The sequence below is a fragment of the Nocardia sp. NPDC057440 genome (assembly GCF_042802915.1).
Classification (GTDB): Bacteria; Actinomycetota; Actinomycetes; order Mycobacteriales; family Mycobacteriaceae; genus Nocardia.
Map to the genome: position 1 here is coordinate 186,406 of NZ_JBHVDF010000002.1, position 20,846 is coordinate 207,251.

General features: G+C 67.2%; 17 protein-coding genes. 8 read left to right on the plus strand and 9 right to left on the minus strand.

The window, feature by feature from the left end:
- Positions 1 to 41: 41 nt before the first annotated feature.
- From ACFU4Z_RS03935 to ACFU4Z_RS03955, 5 genes are all read right to left on the minus strand, one after another.
- Positions 42 to 356, minus strand: a complete 315-nt coding sequence (locus tag ACFU4Z_RS03935; RefSeq protein ID WP_379059538.1) for a putative quinol monooxygenase — start codon at positions 354 to 356, stop codon at positions 42 to 44.
- Between the two features lie 25 nt (positions 357 to 381).
- The gene (locus ACFU4Z_RS03940; RefSeq protein WP_379059540.1) at positions 382 to 3,333 is read right to left on the minus strand and encodes an MMPL family transporter; all 2,952 of its coding nucleotides are present in this window, start codon (positions 3,331 to 3,333) and stop codon (positions 382 to 384) included.
- Positions 3,334 to 4,062: an NYN domain-containing protein gene (locus ACFU4Z_RS03945; RefSeq protein ID WP_379059542.1), complete on the minus strand. Its 729-nt coding sequence runs from the start codon at positions 4,060 to 4,062 to the stop codon at positions 3,334 to 3,336.
- 79 nt (positions 4,063 to 4,141) lie between these two features.
- Positions 4,142 to 4,951, minus strand: a complete 810-nt coding sequence (gene trmB / locus ACFU4Z_RS03950) for a tRNA (guanosine(46)-N7)-methyltransferase TrmB (protein WP_379059543.1) — start codon at positions 4,949 to 4,951, stop codon at positions 4,142 to 4,144.
- 155 nt (positions 4,952 to 5,106) lie between these two features.
- Positions 5,107 to 6,453, minus strand: a complete 1,347-nt coding sequence (locus ACFU4Z_RS03955) for a lipase family protein (RefSeq protein WP_379059545.1) — start codon at positions 6,451 to 6,453, stop codon at positions 5,107 to 5,109.
- 180 nt (positions 6,454 to 6,633) lie between these two features.
- On the opposite strand from ACFU4Z_RS03955, the gene ACFU4Z_RS03960 reads away from it, so the two are divergent.
- The 4 genes from ACFU4Z_RS03960 to ACFU4Z_RS03975 all read left to right on the plus strand — a co-directional run bounded on the left by ACFU4Z_RS03960 (position 6,634) and on the right by ACFU4Z_RS03975 (position 12,252).
- Positions 6,634 to 7,416 (plus strand): SDR family oxidoreductase, encoded by a 783-nt coding sequence (locus ACFU4Z_RS03960; RefSeq protein WP_379059547.1) that lies wholly within the window; start codon positions 6,634 to 6,636, stop codon positions 7,414 to 7,416.
- Positions 7,417 to 7,481: 65 nt separating this feature from the next.
- On the plus strand, positions 7,482 to 8,621 hold the full coding sequence (locus tag ACFU4Z_RS03965) for a hypothetical protein (protein WP_379059549.1): 1,140 nt from the start codon (positions 7,482 to 7,484) through the stop codon (positions 8,619 to 8,621).
- Entirely contained in the window at positions 8,608 to 10,164 is a 1,557-nt protein-coding gene (locus ACFU4Z_RS03970) for a hypothetical protein (protein ID WP_379059550.1), read from the plus strand. The genes ACFU4Z_RS03965 and ACFU4Z_RS03970 overlap by 14 nt, the downstream gene beginning before the upstream one ends.
- A gap of 255 nt (positions 10,165 to 10,419) precedes the next feature.
- A complete protein-coding gene (locus ACFU4Z_RS03975) occupies positions 10,420 to 12,252 on the plus strand; it encodes a phosphoenolpyruvate carboxykinase (GTP) (protein WP_379059551.1) in 1,833 nt (610 codons plus the stop codon).
- A 71-nt stretch (positions 12,253 to 12,323) separates the two neighbouring features.
- Here the strand turns inward: ACFU4Z_RS03975 and ACFU4Z_RS03980 are convergent, their stop codons facing one another.
- Together ACFU4Z_RS03980 and ACFU4Z_RS03985 are read right to left on the minus strand one after the other, a co-directional pair.
- Entirely contained in the window at positions 12,324 to 13,157 is an 834-nt protein-coding gene (locus ACFU4Z_RS03980; RefSeq protein ID WP_379060327.1) for an HD domain-containing protein, read from the minus strand.
- Between the two features lie 333 nt (positions 13,158 to 13,490).
- Complete coding sequence (locus ACFU4Z_RS03985) at positions 13,491 to 14,660, minus strand: glycoside hydrolase family 19 protein (protein ID WP_379059553.1); 1,170 nt, start codon at positions 14,658 to 14,660, stop codon at positions 13,491 to 13,493.
- A 287-nt stretch (positions 14,661 to 14,947) separates the two neighbouring features.
- Here ACFU4Z_RS03985 and ACFU4Z_RS03990 point away from each other — a divergent pair, with 287 nt between their 5' ends.
- Positions 14,948 to 15,898, plus strand: coding sequence for a GlxA family transcriptional regulator (locus ACFU4Z_RS03990; protein ID WP_379059554.1), 951 nt, complete (start codon positions 14,948 to 14,950; stop codon positions 15,896 to 15,898).
- Between the two features lie 313 nt (positions 15,899 to 16,211).
- The gene (locus tag ACFU4Z_RS03995) at positions 16,212 to 16,412 is read left to right on the plus strand and encodes a hypothetical protein (RefSeq protein WP_379059556.1); all 201 of its coding nucleotides are present in this window, start codon (positions 16,212 to 16,214) and stop codon (positions 16,410 to 16,412) included.
- On the opposite strand, the gene ACFU4Z_RS04000 is transcribed toward ACFU4Z_RS03995, so the two are convergent.
- Positions 16,413 to 17,858: an aldehyde dehydrogenase gene (locus ACFU4Z_RS04000; protein ID WP_379059558.1), complete on the minus strand. Its 1,446-nt coding sequence runs from the start codon at positions 17,856 to 17,858 to the stop codon at positions 16,413 to 16,415.
- Between the two features lie 208 nt (positions 17,859 to 18,066).
- Here ACFU4Z_RS04000 and ACFU4Z_RS04005 point away from each other — a divergent pair, with 208 nt between their 5' ends.
- Positions 18,067 to 18,375 carry a hypothetical protein gene (locus ACFU4Z_RS04005; RefSeq protein ID WP_379059561.1) on the plus strand — a complete coding sequence of 103 codons (309 nt, stop codon included), beginning with the start codon at positions 18,067 to 18,069 and terminating at the stop codon, positions 18,373 to 18,375.
- On the opposite strand, the gene ACFU4Z_RS04010 is transcribed toward ACFU4Z_RS04005, so the two are convergent.
- Complete coding sequence (locus tag ACFU4Z_RS04010; protein ID WP_379059562.1) at positions 18,372 to 19,175, minus strand: class I SAM-dependent methyltransferase; 804 nt, start codon at positions 19,173 to 19,175, stop codon at positions 18,372 to 18,374. The two genes, ACFU4Z_RS04005 and ACFU4Z_RS04010, sit on opposite strands and share 4 nt — an antisense overlap.
- Before the next feature lie 187 nt (positions 19,176 to 19,362).
- Between ACFU4Z_RS04010 and ACFU4Z_RS04015 the strand changes: the two genes are divergently transcribed.
- A complete protein-coding gene (locus ACFU4Z_RS04015) occupies positions 19,363 to 20,529 on the plus strand; it encodes a glycosyltransferase family 4 protein (protein WP_379059564.1) in 1,167 nt (388 codons plus the stop codon).
- Positions 20,530 to 20,846: the final 317 nt, after the last annotated feature.

Sequence of the window (20,846 nt, forward strand, 5' to 3'; positions counted from 1 at the left end):
CCGATCGCGGCCGCACCTCAGGTGCGGCCGCGGTATGGCATCTACTGTGCGGCGGGAATATTGCTTGCCGGGCCGTACATCTGCACGTCGCGCCGGGTGACCAGCGGCATCACCTCGGCCAGTCCGATCTCACGGAAATGGTCGGTGGCCCGGTGTGCGGCGAATGCCGCGGAGTCGACGTATTTCTCGATGCTCACATAGCGCTCGGGCTGTTCGACGGAATGGAATACGTCGTAGGACAAGCAGCCGGGTTCGGTGTGGCAGGCTTGCGCGAGTTCGCGCAGGGCGCGGCCTAATTCCTCGGCGTTCTCCGGACTCGACGAAACATCGGCGACGACAAGCACATGTGAACTCACGTGCCCACTCTAGGCGCGGGGCTGGTTACTCCTGGTCGCGGCGTCGCAGCAGTTCGTTGACGCTCACGGTGCGGCCGTCCCCACCGTGATGGCGGCCCTCGTCGGGCTTGCCAGTGCGACGCGAGGAGCGCAGTTCGGCCATCCAGTTTTCGATGGTGCTGCGCGTGGTCGGCGGTCCGTTGTCTGGTTCGTCCGGATGCGTCGCCGCAGGATTTTCCGGTGCGGCGTGGTGGGTCCGGTGGTCCGGCGGAGTGCTCGCAGCCGGGGCGGGCGCCGGCGTGGCAGGCATGGGCGGCTGCGCGACCGGAGACGGGCCCGGTGCCGGTGCGGACCGTGCCAATCGCGTTGTCGGCGCGGTGGGCGTCGAGGGCTCGGGTGCCTGTGTGGTCGGTACCGAGGGCGGGGGTGTCGGCGCGGTGGGCACCGACGGAGCAGGTGTCTGCGTCGACGGCGTGGCAGCCGCGGGCCGCGGCCTGGTCGGGTCGTGCGACACCTGGACCGAGGGCATCGGCCGCGGTGCGGGCACCTCGGGCGATGCGGGCGCGGGCTGCGCGGCTCTCGGCCTGCTCGGGTCGTGCACTGGAGTGACCCGAGGTCCGGTGTGTTCGGGGTTGGTCGGCGCGGATCGCGGCGGCACATGCCCGAGGCTGCGGAAATGCTGTGTCGGCGCCTCGGCTTCGATCTCTTCCACCGTGCGCGGGCGGCGCGGCGATTTCGGCAGGCGCGCGCCATCCGCGATCGCGGGCATCAGCATGGTGACCGGGTCGGTGATCGGCGTGGTTTTGACCAGGTCGACGACCTCGCCGCCGCCGGGGCGCTCGTCGTCGAGGATCGGCTCGCCGAGGCCGACCTTCTGCTGCACCTTCTTCATCCAGGCGGGGGCCCACCAGCAGTCGTCGCCGAGCAGTTTCATCGTCGCGGGCACCAGCAGCATGCGCAGGATCGTGGCGTCGATGAACAGCGCGGCGATCATGCCGTAGGCCAGGTACTGCATCATCACCAGATCGGAGAACGCGAACGCCCCGGTGACCACGAGCAGGATGAGCGCGGCGGCGGTGATGATGCGGCCGGTCTGCGCCGTGCCGATGCGCACGGCCTCGGTGGTCGATGCCCCCTGCGTTCGCGCTTCGACCATGCGCGACAACAGGAATACCTCGTAGTCGGTCGACAAGCCGTAGATGACGGCGATGATCAGCACCAGCACCGGTGACATGATCGGCTGCGGCGTGAAGTTCAGCAGGCCCGCGCCGTGCCCGTCGACGAAAATCCACGTCAAAATGCCCAGCGTGGAACCCAATCCGAGCGCGCTCATCAACGCGGCCTTGATCGGAAGCACCAGCGACCCGAAGGTCAGGAACATCAGCAGCGTGGTGACGAAGAGGACGAGCGCGATCATCCACGGCATCCGGTCCAGCAGCGCGTCGATGCTGTCCTTCTGGATCGTCGGCTGCCCGCCCACGTACATCCGCACGTTGTCGGGCACTTCGAGCGAGCGCAGATAGTCGATGGTCGGATCCGCGTTCTCGGAGTCCGCCAGCGTCGCGCTGGTGCGATAGATATCGGGGTCGTTGTTCGACCGTGTCGGGACCTCGAAGGTGCCCGTCAACCCCGGCGCCTGCTTGGCTTCGACCCACACCTTGCCGACGTCGGTGCTGCTGTCGGAGACGAACACCAGCTGGATCGGATCGGACTTGCGTAGCGGGAAGATCGAATCGAACTTCGCCTGCGCGAGCCGAGTGGTGTTGTCCGGCGGCAGATACCGCTCGTTGATGCCGCCGAACGCGAGGTTCTTGACCGGAATGATCAACAGCAGCAGGCCGATGCAGATCGGGATCGCGATCTTGAGCGGATGTTGCATCACCCAGCGGGTGGACTTGCCCCAGAAGCCGTTCTCGATTTCTTCGGCGGTCTTGGTCTTGCGGAACCGCTTGAGTCCGAGGAAGTCGACCTTCGGTCCGAGAATGCCGAGCATCGCGGGCAGGATCGTGATGGCGGTCAGCGCCGCGAGCGCCACGGTCGCGATACAGCCGTAGGCGATCGATTTCAGGAAGCCCTGCGGGAACAGCAGCATGCCGCCGAGGCTGGCGATGATCATCGTCGCCGAGAACACGACGGTCCGGCCCGCGGTCATCACCGAGCGCCGCACCGCGGCTCTGGTGTCGTAGCCCTCGGCGAGTTCCTCGCGGTATCTACTCACGATGAACAGGCCGTAGTCGATCGCCAGACCGAGGCCGATCATGGAGACAACGCTGGAGACGAAGGAATTCACCTCGGTGAATCGCGTCAGGAACATCACGATGCCGTTGGCGCCGATCACGGTGAGACCGCCGACGATCAAGGGCAGCGCGGCGGCGACCACGCCGCCGAAGATGAAGAACAGCAATATCGCGACGGCCGGGATGGCCAGCATCTCCATCCGCTTGGAGTCGCTGGCGATGGTGTCGTTGAGCGTGCCCGCCACCGCCTGCAGGCCGGCGACCTGCACGTCGACACCTGGAATCGCGAAGACGTCCTTCACTTTCCGGAAGTTCCGGACCATGTCGGTGTCGTTGTCGCCCTGGATGGCGATCGAGGCGAAGGTGTACTTCTTGTCCTTCGAACCGAAGAACACCGGCGACGGGGGACCGGTCTCGGTTTGCCAGTAGGCGCCGTTGATCCGGGAGATCTCGTCGGGATGCTCGCGTGGCAGCCTGTTGAGGCTGTCGACGATTTTGTCCCTGAAGTCGGGATCTTCGATCGTCTTACCGTCCGGCGCGGTGTACAGCACGATCACGTCACTGTTGTGATCGCGCCCGAACGCCTCGTCGGACAACCGTGCTGCCTGCGCCGATTGCGACGTAGGATCATCCCACCCGCTGGAGCTGAGGTGGTCTTCGAGGCCGAGGCCGTATCCGCCCAATGCCAAGAGGGCGGCCGTGACCACTCCGACTACCGCGAAGCGCCACCGATAGACCAGATCGCCCCAGCGTGTAAACACTTAAGCGACTCCTTGCGAGGGGCGAGAGGTGAGCAGTGCCGACAGCGGCCGGAACGGCTGCAGCCAAGCACCTTCATCGGGCAGCGAGTCGAGGCTAACCCGGGGCAGCGGTTCACGGAACACACCCGGGATATCCTCGAGGTCGATGAATTCGAGGGTATCGGATGTGACGGCCCAACTCGCATGCTCGCGGAAGCCGAGTACCTGAACTGGGACTCCGTGCGCGGCGAGCTCCTCGAGCGGCTCACGGAATGCCTGACCGTCGGCGGAGGCGACCATGATGCCCGCCAGCCCGGCGCCGCGGCTGCGAAGTTCGATGTGCGCGAGCATGTCGGCGTCGACATCGGAGTCCTCATCGATCTTGGGCTTCGCGAACACGGCGTAGCCGACATTGCGCAGCGCTTCGACCCACGGGCGGACCACGTCGGCGGTGCCGTTGGCGATATTGGTGAAGACGGTCGCTTCCGGCTCGACCCGGTAGGTGCTGCCCACCGATAGCTCGGCCGTGCGCGCGAGCAGCCAGCGGCCGAGCGCATCGAAACGGGGGCGGTAGGCAGCGGTGGGGCGGCCACCGAGGATCGCGCCGAGGCCCATGTCGAGGTTCGGGGCGTCCCACACCAGCAGGACCCGGCGCACATCGGGAGTCACGCCGCCGAGGACCTCCGGCCCGGTGCCGTGCACCTCCCCGGCGACATCCACGACCTCGGGGGCCATCTCGCTGACACTCATGACTCCGCCTTGCTAGCGCTCTGCTCCGTCATGACTGTCATGACGGCTGAGCTAATTGTTCGCTCGCTGCGCTCGCTCATCATTCGATCTTCCCCCATATGAACTCGGTGATGGCACTGCCAGCGCGATGCGCTTTGCCTTCGAATTTGGTGACCGGCCGCTCGAAGCCGATCGGGGCGCTGTCCCGATGCTCCGCGCTGACCCCACCCGTGGTCTCGTTCAGGCCGATGAGCTGGGATTCCGCGGCGCCGACCGCGGCGATGTGCTCAGCGTAGTCGGCGTGATCGGTGGCGACATGCAACACGCCGCCGGGGCGGAGCCTGCTCGCGATGAGGGCGAAGGTGGCAGGCTGCAGCAGCCGCCGCTTGTGATGGCGCGCCTTGGGCCACGGATCGGGGAAGAAGACCCGGACGCCCGTCAGCGACTGTTCGGCAATCATGTTTTCCAGCACATCGACGGCGTCGCCGCGCAGCAGCCGGATGTTCTCGATGTGCTCGCGCTCGATCCGCTGCACCAATTGGGCGAGGCCCGGCTTGTAGACCTCGATGCCGATCAGGTTCAGGTGCGGTTCGGCCTGCGCCATCGCGGCGGTGGCGGTGCCTGTGCCACAACCGATCTCGATGACGAGGGGAGCTTCACGGCCGAACCAGGCGGCGGCGTCGAGGCGCTCATCGGAGACCTCGCCGCCGATGCGCGGCCAGGTGCGAGCCCAGGATTGCTGCTGGGTCGCGGTCAGCGCGCCCCTGCGCGAGCGGAAGCTCGTGACGCGGGGGTACAGGCGGGAGGCGGTGCCCCGTCGGGGTTCGTTGTCAGCCGGTACCGATGGTGTGGACGGTGGTTCCGGAACTGACTCGGCAGTGTGGTTCGCGGCGTCGTTCACGGCATCCATTGTCCAGCATCGGGTGATCGGGGCGGCAATCGGCCGCTCACGGTGGCTTGCGGACCGGTCGAAACCTCGCCGCTAGCGGCTGGTTTGCAGGTCGCTCGGAGCGCGCCGCCCCCAGGTCGCTCGACGTAACACGGTGGCGGGGGGTTACCGGGTGGTCAGGCTGCGCGTTCGCGGGATATTCGGGATGTGGGTTCTGTCTCCTGCGTCAGCGGCCTGCCGAGCGCGACCTTCGCTGCGGTCACGGCCATTTCCAGCAGGCCGCGCAGTCCGGCGGGTGAGGCCGCGACCGACCAGACCGTCGAGTCGCCGGTATCGCGCACCGGGTGACCTTCGAGTCGGTCGGCCAGCCAATTGAGGCTGATCGGGGTGGCGAGCGGCAGCAGGGAGAAGTGCTCGCTGAGACGATCGCGCACGTAGGTGACCGTGGCGCCACCGCGGCGGTACCGATCGACCTGCGCATCAATGCCGTCCATGTGGATGATCTGGTCGTGGACCGGTTGCACGACGAGCAACGGGCAGGCCGGGGTGGCGTAGCCGAGCTTGAGATCGTCGAGCATGGCCTGCAGATCAGGGGCGGCGAGTACCTCGTCGAGCGGGCGGGTCAGGTAGGCGCCGACGTCCTTCTTGGTCAGGCCCGCGATGGCCGAGAACGGCGTCGCCCGTTCCGCGCGTGCGATGAGCCGGTGACCTTCGGGGGCGAGGTCGCTGTCGAACACCGTGCCGAGGGCGGGGTACAGCCTGCGCAGCACCGCGATGACGATGGCGGGCAGCCCGGCGTAGCGGCCGCCGTTGAGCCGGGCGAAGACCTGGCCGGGGTCGCCGACCGGTGCGCCGAGCACCGCGCCGACGATGTCGATCTCCGGCGCGTAGGTCGGCGCCATCTCGACCAGCCAGGAGCTGGCCATGCCGCCACCGGAATAGCCCCACACCGCGACCCTGGTGTCGGGACGCAGGCCGAGCGGCGCGAAATTCAGCGCCGCGCGAATGCCGTCGAGCCCGCGGTAGCCGGGTTCGCGTGGGGCGCCGAAGTTTCCGTGCGGGCCTTCATGATCGGCGATGGTCACCGCCCAGCCGCGCCGCAGCGCGTTCGCGACGAGCAGCCATTCGAGCTGGGTGACCGATCCGAGTGCGTGCGATCCGCGCCGCAGCGCGTAGGAGGGCGAACATCGCTCCGCGACCGCGTCCATGGCGGTCTGGAAAGCGAGCAGTGGCCGATCTTCGCTCGGGTCGGCGCCCAGCGGTAGCAGCACCGTGGTGATCGCCACCTCGGGCGTGCCGTGCATGTCACAGCTGCGGTAGAGCAGTTGCCATGCCGAAACCTGTTGCGAGACAAAACCGAGCAGGGCCAAATCGACCCTGCGACTGCGCAGGACGGTGCCCGCAGGCTTGGCGGCGAAGCCCTTCGGCGGCCGGAGGAACGGATCGTTGCTCGGCAACAACGGCCTGCGGTCGAATCCGTGATTCGGCTCCGGATCGACAACGCCGATGACGTCGACGGTCATCGCACCTCCTCATCGAGCAGCGCCGACGGGCGGCACTCGTCTGCGCCGGCCGGCTTGCCGCGATCGAAAAGCGCAGCTGCGCACCGACTATGGTGCCGACCATCACAGCAGCGTAAGCGAACGACGTTATCTCTGTGAAGCACGCGGGAGGGGGCTTGGCACGGCACTAGACTCCCCGACATGAGCGGACCGACGGTGATCATCACGGGTGCGGCTGCCGGAATCGGCCGGGCGACGGCGCTGCTTTTCGCTGCGCACGGGTATCACGTCGGCGCCTACGACATCGACGAGGTGGGGCTGACCAGGCTCGCTGGTGACATTACGGGCGCGGGTGGCACAGTGCGCACCGGGGTGCTCGATGTGACCAACAACACGCACTGGGCCGAGCGGCTCGCGGAGTTCGATGCCGATTCGGGCCGGCTCGACATCCTGATCAACAACGCGGGCATCCTGCGCGCAGGTCCCTTCGAGTCCATCGATCTGGCGACCCACCAGGCGATCGTCGACGTCAACCTGGGCGGCGTCATCAACGGCACGCACGCGGCGTTCCCGTTGCTGCGGTCCACCCCCGGCGCGCAGGTGGTGAATTTGTGCTCGGCATCGGCGATCTATGGCCAACCCCAACTCGCCAGCTACGGCGCGACCAAGTCCGCGGTCAAAAGCCTGACAGAGGCATTGGATCTCGAATGGGAGCAGCACGATATCCGGGTGATCGCGGTGTGGCCGTTGTTCGTGGCGACCGCGATGGTGGACGGTGTGGAGACCGCGTCGACGAAGTCGCTCGGCGTGCGGCTCACCGCGGCAGATGTCGCGTCCGGCATCTGGGAAGTCACCCGCAAACGTGGACGCCTGCCGAAGGTGCACTACGAAATCGGTACCCAGGCAAAGGTGCTTGCCGTCGCCGCCAAGTACGCGCCGAACTGGGCGGTGCGCACCGCGAACAAATACTTCAGCGGAAGCTGAGCGGTCCCCACCGCCTCCCGGCCCGGTGTCTGACAGAATTGCGCACCGTAAAGGGGGGTGCAGCTATGTCGACAGCCACCGAAACCAACGGGCCCGCCGTCCGACCCGGCGGACCCGCGCGCGAACTCGACCAACTCGACCAACTGATCGCCATGCTGCGCTCGGGCGGAGGTAACGACCCGCACCTGTCGAATCAGGTCGGCGTGGTCAGCGCCCAGTGGCGCAGGCCGCCGCGGATTCAGGTGACCGGTCGCGCGCACGCCGGCCGCAGCACCGTGCTGCATGCGCTGGCGCTCATGTCCGCAGTGGAGACCGGTCCGGTGGACGAACCGGGTACGCCAGACCCGGTGCTCGATGCCGACATCGTCGTCTACGTGCTGTCCGGCGCACCGTTGCCCGCCGACCGGCGCATCCTCGCCACCCTGCCGCCCGAACACACCGTCGTGGTGTTGAACAAGGCCGACGCGGTCGGCTCGCGGTGGGGCGATGCGGTCTCCGCTGCCGAGCAATACACCAGAGAGCTGGGCATTCTCACGCTGCCGGTGGTCGCTTCGCTGGCGGTGCGCACCAGGGCGGGCGCGGTGAACGATGCCGATATAGCGACGTTGCGACGACTGGCGGGCGCCTCCGATCCCGCGCTGACGCTGTCTCCCGATCTGTTCGTCTCACCATCGGCAGGGCCCGATGTCGCGGAACGGGAGCAGTTACTGCACCGCTGGGATCTCTACGGCGTGAGCTCCGCACTCATCGCACTGCGCCATGACCCCGAGCTCACCCCGCACGCGCTGCTGCAAATCCTGCACGCGGTGAGCGGCATCGACGCGCTGCACCGGCTCCTGCACCGCCGCTACGAGCAGGTTTCGGCGCTGCGCGGTGGCGTGCTGCTCGACGAGCTGGCCCGGCTCGCGGCCGCCGCGGTGCCCGGCGACGGCGGCCACGCCCGCGACGTCCTCGAGGACTATCTCTTCGGTGACGACGCGCTGTGGATGGGTCTGTGCGCCGGACTCGCCTGCCCCGATGTCGCGCACCTCGCGGCCGGGTACCGTTCGCCCTCGCCCGCCGATGCCGACGACGCGCTGGCCAGGGCCGCGCGCTGGCGGGCGGTCGTCTCCAGCGATATGCCACCCGCTGCCCGTCGCGCCGCACTGCGCGTCCACAACGGCTACATCCGACTATGGGAGCGGATGAGCAGTGCCGGACTCTGAGCAACCGGAGCGGGCACTTTCACCGGCCGAACGGCAGCAGGCATCGCACGCGGCCGATGCGCCACCGCTGCCCGCTGATGCCGAGGCTGTGGTCGCGCGGTGGAATCCGCAGGGCATGGCACTCATGCGAGCCGTTGTCGGAGTCGGCGGCGCATCGGCGGTCACGTTGATCGGGCCCAATGATGCCAACACCACGCTGTTGCGCACCGAATTGGCGCGGTTCGAGCCTCGGATCCTGCTGTCCGATCCGGTGGCCGACGCGAGCGCGGCCGTCGAAACAACCTCGCCGTCAGGGGCGGCGCCCGCGGCGGTGGCGTTGATCCTGCTCGACGCGGGTAGCTCGCTCGGCGCCGACACGCTGCGGCTGGTGCACCGGCTGCGTGCCGATGGTGCTCGAATCCTGCTCGCGATGAACGGGATCCACGCCTATCAGGACTGGCGTGCGGTCCGCGCGCACAATCTCGAACTGCTCGCCGCGCAGGGCGCCGCCGACCTGGATATCGTGCCGGTCTCGGCCCGGCTCGCGGTGGCGGCCCGCGCGGGCGGCGACGCGGGCCTGCTGGATCGCTCCGGACTGACCGCGCTGCACGCCGAACTCGCCGCGGCATCCGCGGGCGCCGAAGCCGGAGGCGATGGCAGGCTCGCGGCCGTCACCGCCCGAGTGCTGGCCGATACCCGCCAGCGAGTGGTGGATCAGATCGCGGCGCTGCGTTCCGGCACGGAACCCGCGCAGTGGCGGGAAGAACGAACCACACTGCTCGCGGGCCGCGACGGCGGACGGGCGACGGCGCTGTCGACGCTGCGCAGCCAACTGCACCTGGCCAGGGTCGACCTGATGACCGATGTCGGCTCCCGGGTGCGGGCGCTGCACACCGCCGCTCGCGGCGAACTCGATCGAATGCGTCCGTCGCGGCTGGGCGACTATCCGGACCGGTTGCAGCAGGCGGTGACCGAGCTGACCGGTGCTGTCGATCTGGAGGTCGAGCGGAGGCTGGCCGAGCTGGCTCAGCGGGTCGACGGTTCGACGGTCGAGCCGCCCGCCCGGCGGCGTGATCCGGCCCCCCGGGTGGGTCCTGACCCGGAACCGCGGCACCGAGGTGTCGAAGATCACCTCATGATCGCGCTCGGCGCGTCGGCGGGTGTCGGGCTCGGCCGACTGTTGGTTTCGCCACTCGCGCTGGTGCCGACACTGGACGTCGCGAGCGTGCCGGTGACGCTTCTGCTGGGGGCGGGCGCGGCGGGCTGGGTGGTGCGTGCGCGCGGGCAGGTCGCCGATCGCGCGCACGTCCGACAGTGGGTGTCGGACGCGTTGGTCAACGTGAAAGCCCAGCTCGAGCAGCGGGCGGCGACCGCGCTCGTGGAAATGGAGACCGCGCTCGCCGATCGCGTGGTGCGTTCGAGCACCGCGCGAATGGTCGATACCGATCGCCGCGTTGCCGAATTGGAGGCGCGTTTGCGACGGGCCGCTGCCGAACAACCCGGACAACTCGCCGCGTGCGAACGCGATATCGAGATCATCGATCGGCGGATTACGCCAGAGTAAATCGGTATCTATTGGGTACTCGAGGGACAACCCGATCTGTACCCGATTCCGTACTGGTCGTCACATCGCGTTAACCTCTAATCAGGAACCTGGGCGTCCGCTTCGTCCATGTACGCCGTCCAGCCGGGACGCGCATTCGACTGGTCGTAGCGGGTGCCTTCCCGCCAATGGTGGCGCTCGGTGTGTTCGCGCTGGTCATGGGCCTAGAGGCCAGACGGAAGCATCGTAGAACCGCCCATCTCAGGAGAGTTTTTCATGACCTCAGCGACCATTCCTGGTCTTCGTGGATCCGACGGCAAAACGCCGACCGAGCACAGCGAACTACTCGCCTGGGTACAGGAAGTCGCAGAACTCACTCAGCCGGAGCGAGTGGTCTGGGCGGACGGTTCCGATGACGAATGGGATCGGCTGACCAACCAACTCGTCGCGGCGGGCACGTTCAAGCGGCTCGACGAGAAGAAGAAGCCGAACTCCTTCCTCGCACTCTCCGACCCCTCCGACGTGGCTCGAGTCGAGTCGCGCACTTACATCTGTTCGAAGACCGAGGCCGACGCCGGCCCGACCAACAACTGGGTCGACCCCGCCGAGATGCGCGCGACCATGACCGAGCTGTACCGCGGCTCGATGAAGGGCCGCACCATGTACGTGGTGCCGTTCTGCATGGGCCCGCTCGGCGCCGAGGACCCCAAGCTGGGCGTCGAGATCACCGACTCCGAGTACGTGGTCGTGTCGATGCGCGTGATGACCCGCATGGGCGCCGCGGCGCTGGAGAAGCTCGGCACCGACAAGCCGTTCGTGAAGGCGCTGCACTCCGTCGGCGCGCCGCTGGCCGAGGGCCAGGCGGACGTGCCGTGGCCGTGCAACGACACCAAGTACATCACCCACTACCCCGAGGACCGCGAGATCTGGAGCTACGGCTCCGGCTACGGCGGCAACGCGCTGCTCGGCAAGAAGTGTTACTCCCTACGTATCGCCTCGGCCATGGCCCACGACGAGGGCTGGCTGGCCGAGCACATGCTGATCCTCAAGCTGATCTCGCCGGAGAACAAGGCCTACTACATCGCCGCCGCCTTCCCGAGCGCCTGCGGCAAGACCAACCTCGCGATGATCCAGCCGACGATTCCCGGCTGGCGCGCGGAAACCCTCGGCGACGACATCGCCTGGATGCGCTTCGGCAAGGACGGCCGCCTGTACGCGGTGAACCCGGAGTTCGGCTTCTTCGGCGTCGCGCCGGGCACCAACTACAGCTCCAACCCCAACGCCATGGCCACCATGAACGCGGGCAACACCGTCTACACCAACGTCGCGCTGACCGACCACAACGACGTGTGGTGGGAGGGCCTGGAAGGCGAGCCCGATCACCTGATCGACTGGAAGGGCAACGACTGGTACCTGCGGGAGACCGAGACCCTCGCCGCCCATCCGAACTCGCGCTACTGCACGCCGATGGCGCAGTGCCCGATCCTGGCGCCCGAGTGGGACGACCCGCAGGGCGTGCCGATCTCGGCGATCCTGTTCGGCGGCCGCCGCAAGACCACCGTCCCGCTGGTGACCGAGTCCTTCGACTGGCAGCACGGCGTTTTCATGGGCGCGACCCTCTCCTCGGAGCAGACCGCCGCGGCCGAGGGCAAGGTCGGCACCGTGCGCCGCGACCCGATGGCCATGATCCCGTTCATGGGCTACCACGTCGGTGACTACCTGAACCACTGGATCAACGTCGGCAAGAACGCGGATGCGAACAAGCTGCCGAAGATCTTCTACGTCAACTGGTTCCGGCGCGGCGCCGACGGCCGCTTCCTGTGGCCGGGATTCGGTGAGAACTCCCGCGTGCTGGAGTGGATCGTGGGCCGCATCGAGGGCTCGGCCGAAGCCGAGCCGACCGCGATCGGCAACGTGCCCACCGCGGCGCAGATGGACCTGGAGGGTCTCGAGGTCGACGCCGTCGACGTCGACGAGGCGCTCGCTGTCGACGCCGACGAGTGGCGCAAGGAGATTCCGCTGATCGAGGAGTGGTTCGAGTTCGTCGGCGACAAGCTGCCCTCGGGAGTGCGCGACGAGTTCGAGGCGCTCAAGGAGCGCCTGGGCTGATAGCGCCCCGAAGCTGATTCGCCCGCACCGTTTTCGCCAAATGGTGCGGGCGAATTCGTGTATCCGACAGGTTATTCGGAGTACGGAGCCATCCGGACGAGTTGCAGAAAGCCGACACTGTTCAGCAAGGCGGAGCGGCCCTTCGGTACGGCCTCGGCCTCGGCCTTGAACGCGGCGATCAGATGCCGTTTGGCGTCGTGACGCGGATACCGTCGCAACAGTTGCGCGACCCAGTCCGGGTCCAGTTCCTGGAAGCGCGCCCCGATCACATCCACCGAGGCGCCCGCGGATACGAACCCGCCGGGATCGCTCAGATCGTTGGCGACGCCAGGGGTGATGTGTGCGGCAATCGCGGCCCCGATTTCCTGTGCGCGTTCGGGACCCGCGCCCTCGCGCGCCGCGAACTCTGCCGCCCGTTCGCCACCTGCTACCGCGAAACACCTTCCCGGAGTGGTGCGTTCGAGCTGGAGATCATGTAGCAGGCAGGCGACATAAACCAATTCGTCGTCGTAGCGAACCCCGTCGAGCTCGGCGAGTACCCGCCCGAAGAAATAGGTGCGATACGAATGCTCGAGCATGTGAATCGAAAGTGATTCGCGGGCTTCGATTTCCGCCGCCTTGGCGAGTTTCGAATCGGGCACCCGCAAACCGGCGAACTCCAGCCGCCCGGTGCCGTGTCTGCCGAGCACGCGTTTGAGCCGCGCACCGCCCAGTTTCGGCAGTGTCCGCGCCAGTTCAACCGCCAACTGCCGGGACTGTGCTCCGGAGAGCGTCCCTCCGGTCCGCGTCGCCCATTCCCAGTCGATCCCAGCAGGCGCACCCATGTTGCCCTCCTTCTCCTCGAACGCTTCTCGCTGTTCAGTGAAGCCGCTGTGCGGACCGCCGACGAGTGGCGGAAATGCCAGTAACGCTCGGATTCCCGCCAATCCGAGCCGTGGATCATCGAGAAGTTCCGCTGCGGCCACCCGCCGGTCTCGCGCCCAGACCGCGAGGAGATCCAGGTGCTGAGGAGACGGCGTCGTAGGCCATCACCCACCGCACGCCGCTGTTCGCTTCCTATGCCGGGCCGACCGAACGGGTCGCAGGCCCGTTGGTTCACCGCCGCCGACTCGGCAAGGTTCTTCAACGCCGCGAGCGCGGGGCTCTCGCCCTCTTCGCCTTCGTCCTCGTCGCCGGAATTCTCGCGGGGGTCTGTCTCAATGCTCGCTTACGCGACAACATATCCCGCGCCTGCGGCGCTAATCCGCGTCGAGGATTTTCTTCGCCTTCTGGTAGTACTCCTCGCGCTGCGCGCTGCCATTGGTGCCGCCGTTGATCTCTCGCGTGATCGCGTCGAACTGTGACTTGTCGGCCTCGTCGTTCAAGTCGTGCGTCTTCCAGTACCATCCGGCCACGTCGAAGGCGTGTTTCGGATCGGCGGCCAGTTCCGGATGGCTAACGAGGTCGACGCCGATTTCTTTGCCCGCCGCTCGATAGTTGTCGCGACCGGTCACCTGCAGCGCGCCGCGCCCACGGAAACGGGCACCGTCACCGGACTTGTCGTTTCCGAGCGACTGGCCGACCGCTGTCTGCGGTCCGTAGTTGCTATTGAAATATTCGGTGTCGCCGTATTCGGTGAGCGTCTGGAGCTGGTCGGTTTCATGGATTACCTGTGCGAGGAATGCGGCTTCGCGTTTCGGATTGGTTATCCCGGCCTTGCGCATGGCCTCGTTGAGGTACGGCAGATATTTCTCGAGCTTGTCCGCATCGGTTTTCGGGAGCAGTGCTTTGAGTTGCGCCAAGGTCAACGGGCCCATATTCGCGGAGCTCGAACTGTTGTACCCGGTCACCGCCTCGAACTTCTTCCAGACCCGCTGCAGCGCCGATACGACCTGCTCCAGCAGCGAGTCTTCCAAACTGGCGGGGAGTTCGTCGGATCCGACTGCCGTCAGTGCCGTCCTGAGGTCGACGACTTCGTTCCAGATATAGGTGTTGAGCTCGGTGCCTTGTTTGGCGGCGGCGGCCACCTTGTCTGCGATCTTCGTATGATCGTCGATCAGACCCTGCTTGATGTCCGCGATTTTGCCGACCATGTCGTTGTGATTCGTGGTGGCAATGGACTTGTTGTTCTTGTCGGTGAGGCCCGCATCGCGGAGAAGTTCGTTCACATCGGGCATCTCGTTCGGCTTGCCGACGCCGAGCTGATCGACCATCGATTGTATTACGCCGCAGGCCAACTCGACGGACTGCTTCAGTAGTGCCTGGGCTTTCGGTGGCGGGAACAGCTGCACCGTCCAGCCGAACCACCCGTTCGTGGGGCAAATCGCGGCATTGTCCGGCCCTGCGGCACCGGGGGAGGTAGCCGGTGGCTCCGATGCCTCGGCTTCGGCGACGATCCTTGAACGGATCGGGTTCTGCGCTGGCCCCATCGCTCCTATTGTCGCAGGAGTCGTGGTTTTCCCTACTCAGGGAGTGGGGCTCGGCGGATAAGTTGTCGGAACTCGCTGTGGCAATGAGCCATTGGGTGCGACCGCCCGGCACCGCCGCCGCGTCGCTCGTCATCGCCGTGGTCATGTGCTGTGTGAAGTCATGCCTGGGGTGACGGTGTAGCAGTTCCTCGACCCACGCGTTCACGTCATCGAGTGAATCGTGCGGCCGGTGATCCGACGAGTGGCGGGAATACCGGTATCCCTCGGATTCATGCCAAACTGAGGCGATGAAGAAGGTTGTCGCACTCGCGCTCGACGGCGTCATGACCTATGACCTGGGCTGCATCGTGCAGGCGTTCCGGCACGGGCCGGGGAAATTCGGTGTGGCGGTCGGATTCGAGCTGGAGACGTGTTCGGTACGGCCGGGGCCGGTGTGGACGCCGAGCGGATTCGACCTGCATGTCGCGCACGGGCTGGAGGTGATGGCGGACGCGGACATTGTCGTGGTACCCGGCATAGGTTTGCCGACCTTGCCGCCGCCGGACGCGGCGCTGGCCGCGCTGCAGGCCGCCGCGGCGCGCGGCGCGACCATGGTCAGCGTGTGCGTCGGTGCGTTCGTGCTGGCCTGGGCCGGATTGCTGGACAACCGGCCTGCGACAACACACTGGGCCTACTGTGATGATTTCGCCGAGCTGTTTCCTGCGGTGAAGCTCGACCCCGCCGCGCTGTACATCGATGACGGTGACGTCCTCACCTCCGCCGGGTTGTCCGCGAGTCTCGATCTGTGCCTGCACATCGTGCGCCGCGAGCTCGGCGCGGCCGCCGCGGCGGAGCTGGCCCGATGGAACGTGACGCCACCGCATCGCGAAGGCGGGCAGGCTCAGTACATCCCGGATGCCATGAGCGACAACGGTTTCGGCGGCGGACTCGCCGCGACCATGGCGTGGGCCGCGGCGAATCCGGCGGCTGCGCCCGATGTTTCGGCGCTGGCCGCGCACGCCTTGATGAGTGAGCGCACGTTCATTCGCCGATTCAAGACGGCGGTGGGCACCACGCCGCGACGATGGCTCGAGGCGCAGCGCACGGCGCGCGCTCGGGAATTGCTGGAAACCACTGAATTGCCGGTCGAGGTCGTTGCGGCGCAATCCGGATTCGGCAGTGTCACCGCGATGCGGGTGCACCTGCGCGCCGCGACGGGCACCACGCCTGCGGGGTATCGCAGGTCGTTGCGCCGCTGACCCGGGCGGCCGGTGGTGCGGGCAGGGCGGTTGTCGCGGGCCTGCGCAATGCGAGCGGCCGCCACGCGCGGATGCGCTAATCTCCGAGACGGTCGCGATGGCGGGTTCTGCTCGCCGAGACAATCGCCGACCGGTAGCTGGACGGGGCTTGCCGGATCGTGCTTCGGGTGGTTGCCTGGAGTATGAGGTTTGCCCATAGGTGACTTACAGTTTGATTGCCAACAGTTAACTGATCGACTTTTCCTTATCGACTCGTGACTCCGCGATGCACGTGGCCAACGACGAGATCGAAGCGCGAGAGGTGGTTGGAAGCATGACGAATCTGGAGACCAGTGGGCGGGCGCCCCGGTTCGCCGGAATCGAGCTGGCGACCGCGAGTACGCCGCTGCGGCGGGCCGCCGGCCGACTGCAGGCGGTACTCCCCCCTGGCTGGCGCGTCGAGATCGTCGACACGCCCGTTACCAGGGGGCGCGATCACCAGCCCGTGCTGCGGGTGGTCATGGCAGGGACGTGATCATCCCGTCCAGCCGAGCGGCATGAGCACCGACTTCTGCTCGCAGAAAGAGTCGAGGCCCTCGGGGCCGTTCTCGCGGCCCAGGCCCGAGCTCTTGTACCCGCCGAAGGGCGAGCTGGGATCGAAGGCGTACCAATTGATCGCGTAGGTGCCGGTGCGCACCCGCGCCGCGATCTCGGCGCCGTGTTCGACATCGGTCGTCCACACCGAGCCCGCCAGGCCGTATACCGAGTCGTTGGCGATGGCCACCGCCTCGTCCTCGGTGTCATACGGGATCACCGACAGCACGGGGCCGAAGATTTCCTCCTGGGCGATGGTCGAGGAGTTGTCCACATCGGCGAAGATCGTCGGCTCGACGAACCAGCCGCGATCCAGGTCGGCGGGACGGCCGCCACCGAGCACCAGCCGCGCGCCCTCTTCCTTACCCTTGGCGATGTAGCCCTCGACGCGCTCGCGCTGCCGCTGCGAAATCAGCGGGCCGAGTATCACCGTCGGGTCGGTGGGATCACCGACCTTCATCGTGCGCACGTGCTCGACCAGCGCCTCGAGGATTTCGTCGTACCGGCTGCGCGGCGCGAGGATGCGGGTTTGCGCGACGCAACCCTGGCCGCTGTTCATCAGGCCGGAGAAGGCGAGCACCGGAATATTGGCGGCGACATCCATATCGGGCAACAGGATTGCGGCGGATTTGCCACCGAGCTCCAAGGACACGCTCTTGAGCTGGCCGGTCGCGATCGCGCCGATTTTGCGGCCGACGGCGGTGCTTCCGGTGAAGGTGACCTTGTCGACGCCGGGGTGCGAGACGAGGTACTCGGCGGCCTCCGCCTCGGCGGGCAGTACCGAAAGAACACCGGCGGGCAGGCCTGCTTCGGTGAAGATGTCGGCGATCTTGTTGGCGGTCAGCGGGGTCAGCGGCGCGGGCTTGAGCACCACGGTGCAGCCGGCCAGCAACGCGGGGGCGAGCTTGTTGGCCGCGAGGAAAAGCGGAACATTCCACGCGGTCACGGCCGCGACGACGCCGCGCGGCTCCCGCGACACCCGGGAGGTGCCGAACACGCCGGTGCGAGTTTCGTTCCAGGGGAAGGACTTTGCCAGTCCGGCATAAGCGTCGAGCGCGGCGACCGCGGGGATCTGATTGAGCGTCATGGCGATCATCGCCGGTGCGCCCATTTCCGCGGTGAGCGTGGCGAGCAGGTCGGCGGAGCGCTCCTCGATCAGACGCGCGGCGCGGCTGAGGACCTGGGCGCGCTCCTCCGGCGGGGTGGACGGCCATGGGCCGTGGTCGAAGGCGTGCCGGGCGGCGGCAACCGCGGCGTCGACGTCATCGCGAACGACCACCGGGACGCTGCCCACCGTCTCGACCGTGGCGGGCGAGATGACCTGGAGCCGCTCGGTGCCGGCTGGCGCGGTCCATTGGCCGCCGATGAACAAGCTGTCGTAGTGCATGAGAACACGTTACAGTTTTGCGGCCCACTTGTCTGTAACCTGTTCCAGTTTTCTCTCCGGCCATCGCGCTGAGCAGCGTGAATTCCAACCTGTCGGTTCGCTTTTCAGAGAACGCACTATTGCGTTCTGTTGCTGGAAAGGGGATGCTGTAGCTACTGATCAGCTCGCTCGATTCATGAACCGATATCGCAGTTGGGGAGTCAGAGCCATGGCGGTGCAAGTGATCGGGCGGTCGCTGATGACGAGCGATCAAACCGAACATCAAGCTAAAAGCGTGGGCGCGGGTGGCTGGGTCGTTTCGTTCCTGCCGGGCCGCACGCTGACCATCGAGCAGGCCACCGCGGCCATGCAGGCGGCGGAGGCCGTGGCGACTGTGGAGATGCTGGCCGACCTACTCGCGCTCACCACGCTGGAGACCGTCGGCCTCGCCATTCAGGAATCGCCCTGGGCCGAGTCGTCGTACGGAACCTGCGGCAGGCGCAGCTGGCGGCGCGGCTGGTTGGAGCGGCAGCCTTAACGGCTCTTGGTGGCGACGACCACCAGATTGCTCACCAACAGCTCGCGCAGCAACGGTATGCGGACCAGCCACCAGGCCCAGCGCGGGTGATAGCGCGGGAAGATCGTCCGGACGTCGGCGGGAGTGCTTGCCGCCCACTGTAATCCGCCCACGGCCGTGACGGCGAACATCGACTCGCCGAATCGATTCTTCGGCTCCCGCCCGTGCTTGCGCCGATACCGGCGTGCCGCGTACTCCCCGCCCAGGTAATGCCACGGTCCGGTCTCGTGCCCGCCGAACGGTCCGAGCCACACCGTGTAGGAGAGCACGATCAACCCGCCGGGCCGGGTCACCCGCACCATTTCGTCGGCCATCGCCCACGGGTGCGGCACATGCTCGGCCACATTCGAGGAGAAGCAGATATCCACCGCGTCATCGCGGAACGGCAGCGCCATCCCTGACCCGCGGACCGCACCCGGCACCGACAACCCGGCGGCGTGCATCTCCGAAGGATCCGGCTCCACCGGGATGTACCGCGCGCCGGTCTTGATGAACTCATCGGCGAAATAGCCGGGACCGCCGCCGACATCGAGAATCGTCGCGTCCCGCAGCCCGCGCCCGGTGACCTCGGCATAGAAGTCGCCGATCATCGCCGCACTGTCGGCGGCCAGCTCGCCGTAGAACCGCGCGGGATCGCTCTGCTCGAACCGGAAGCTGCCGAGTAACCGCATCGACCGCCGCAATGTGGCCCGCCGCGCAAACCGGGACGCGGCGCGCCCGGCCCGCCGCGGCGAGCCTGCCGCCACGACTTTCGCTGGCATACTTTCAGCTCTCGGCACGGCGGAGAGTCTCGCATAACGCCCGCAATTCACTCCAACCACTGCCACCGGAGGGGGTAATACGCGATACCAGGCCCGGTGGGCAGGATGTGGACGGATGCACAGGTTAGGGTGTTGGGCGATATCCGACGTCCCCGATCGGGACCTGCCGACCGAGAGAAGCTCTACCGTGCGCGAAGTCCTCCTGCTGTGCTGGCGTGACACCGGGCACCCGCAGGGCGGCGGCAGCGAACGGTATCTGGAGCAGGTCGGCGCTCAGCTGGCCGCGCGCGGAGTCAAGGTCACCTTGCGAACCGCCCGGTATCCCGGCGCGCCGAAGCGGGAACGCATCGACGGCATCGACATCAGTCGGGCCGGTGGGCGCTACTCCGTGTATCCGCGGGCCTTGGCGGCCATCGCGCTCGGCAGGCTCGGGGTGGGGCCGCTGCGCGGGCTGCGACCCGACGCGGTGATCGACACCCAGAACGGAATCCCGTTCTTCGCGGCCGCCGCGACCAACGCGGCATCGGTTGTGCTCGTCCATCACGGGCATCGCGAGCAATGGCCGGTCGCTGGTCGCCTCGTCGGCCGGATCGGTTGGTTCATCGAGTCGCGGCTGTCCCCGCGGGCACATCGTCGCAACCAATACCTGACTGTCTCGCTGCCTTCGGCCGAGGAACTCGCCATGCTCGGGGTCGACCGGTCGCGCATCGCGGTGGTCCGCAACGGCGCCGAGCCCGTCCCCGCGGACGCACCGACCGGTGCCGCGGCGACGCGCACCCCGGACCCGCGCATCGTGGTGCTCTCCCGCCTGGTGCCGCACAAGCAGATCGAAGACGCGTTGGCCGTCGTCGCCCGGCTGCGCACCCGCGTTCCCGGCCTGCACCTGGACGTGATCGGCGACGGCTGGTGGGCCGACAACCTGAAGACCGACGCCGCTGACCTCGGCATCGCCGACGCGGTCACCTTCCACGGCCATGTAGACGAACGCCGCAAGCACGAGTTGCTCGCCCACGCCTGGGTCCACGTCCTGCCCTCCCGCAAAGAGGGTTGGGGCCTGGCCGTCATCGAAGCCGCCCAACACGGCGTACCGACCATCGGCTACCGCAGCTCCCGCGGCCTCACCGACTCCATCGTCGACGGCGTGACCGGTCTGCTCGTCGACGACGTCGCCCAACTCGCCGACTCTGTCGGTGACCTCATCGACGACACCGAAGCCCGCACCGTCATGGGCGAGAAAGCCCGCGCCCGCGCCAACGAATTCTCCTGGGAACAAACAGGAAACGGCGTTTACCAAGTCCTCGCCGCGGCCGCCAGAGGCCAGCACACCTCCGGCCTGCTCCCACCCGGTCCCTGACCGTCCCGCCGGCCGTCTTGTGGGCCGTGACTGTCTTGCCTGGGCCGCGAGCGTGCCGCTCGGCATGGACGCGCCTCGGCCTGAAGATCGCACGGGCCCTGATACCAATCTTTCGGCGTGATGGTTCCCCCTCGAGCGCCGACTACCCCGCCCGGGGGCAGCGTTCTGGCTCGTCCCATTTCCTGTCGACGCCGGATCGGTGAGTGGCACAGGGCGGTGGCGATGCACTGCGAAGTGTCTCCACGGTGTGCCACTCATCAAGTCTCACTGGATAGTTGGATGTGACTCGAAGGTATGGACGGCCGAGGTGCGTCTCG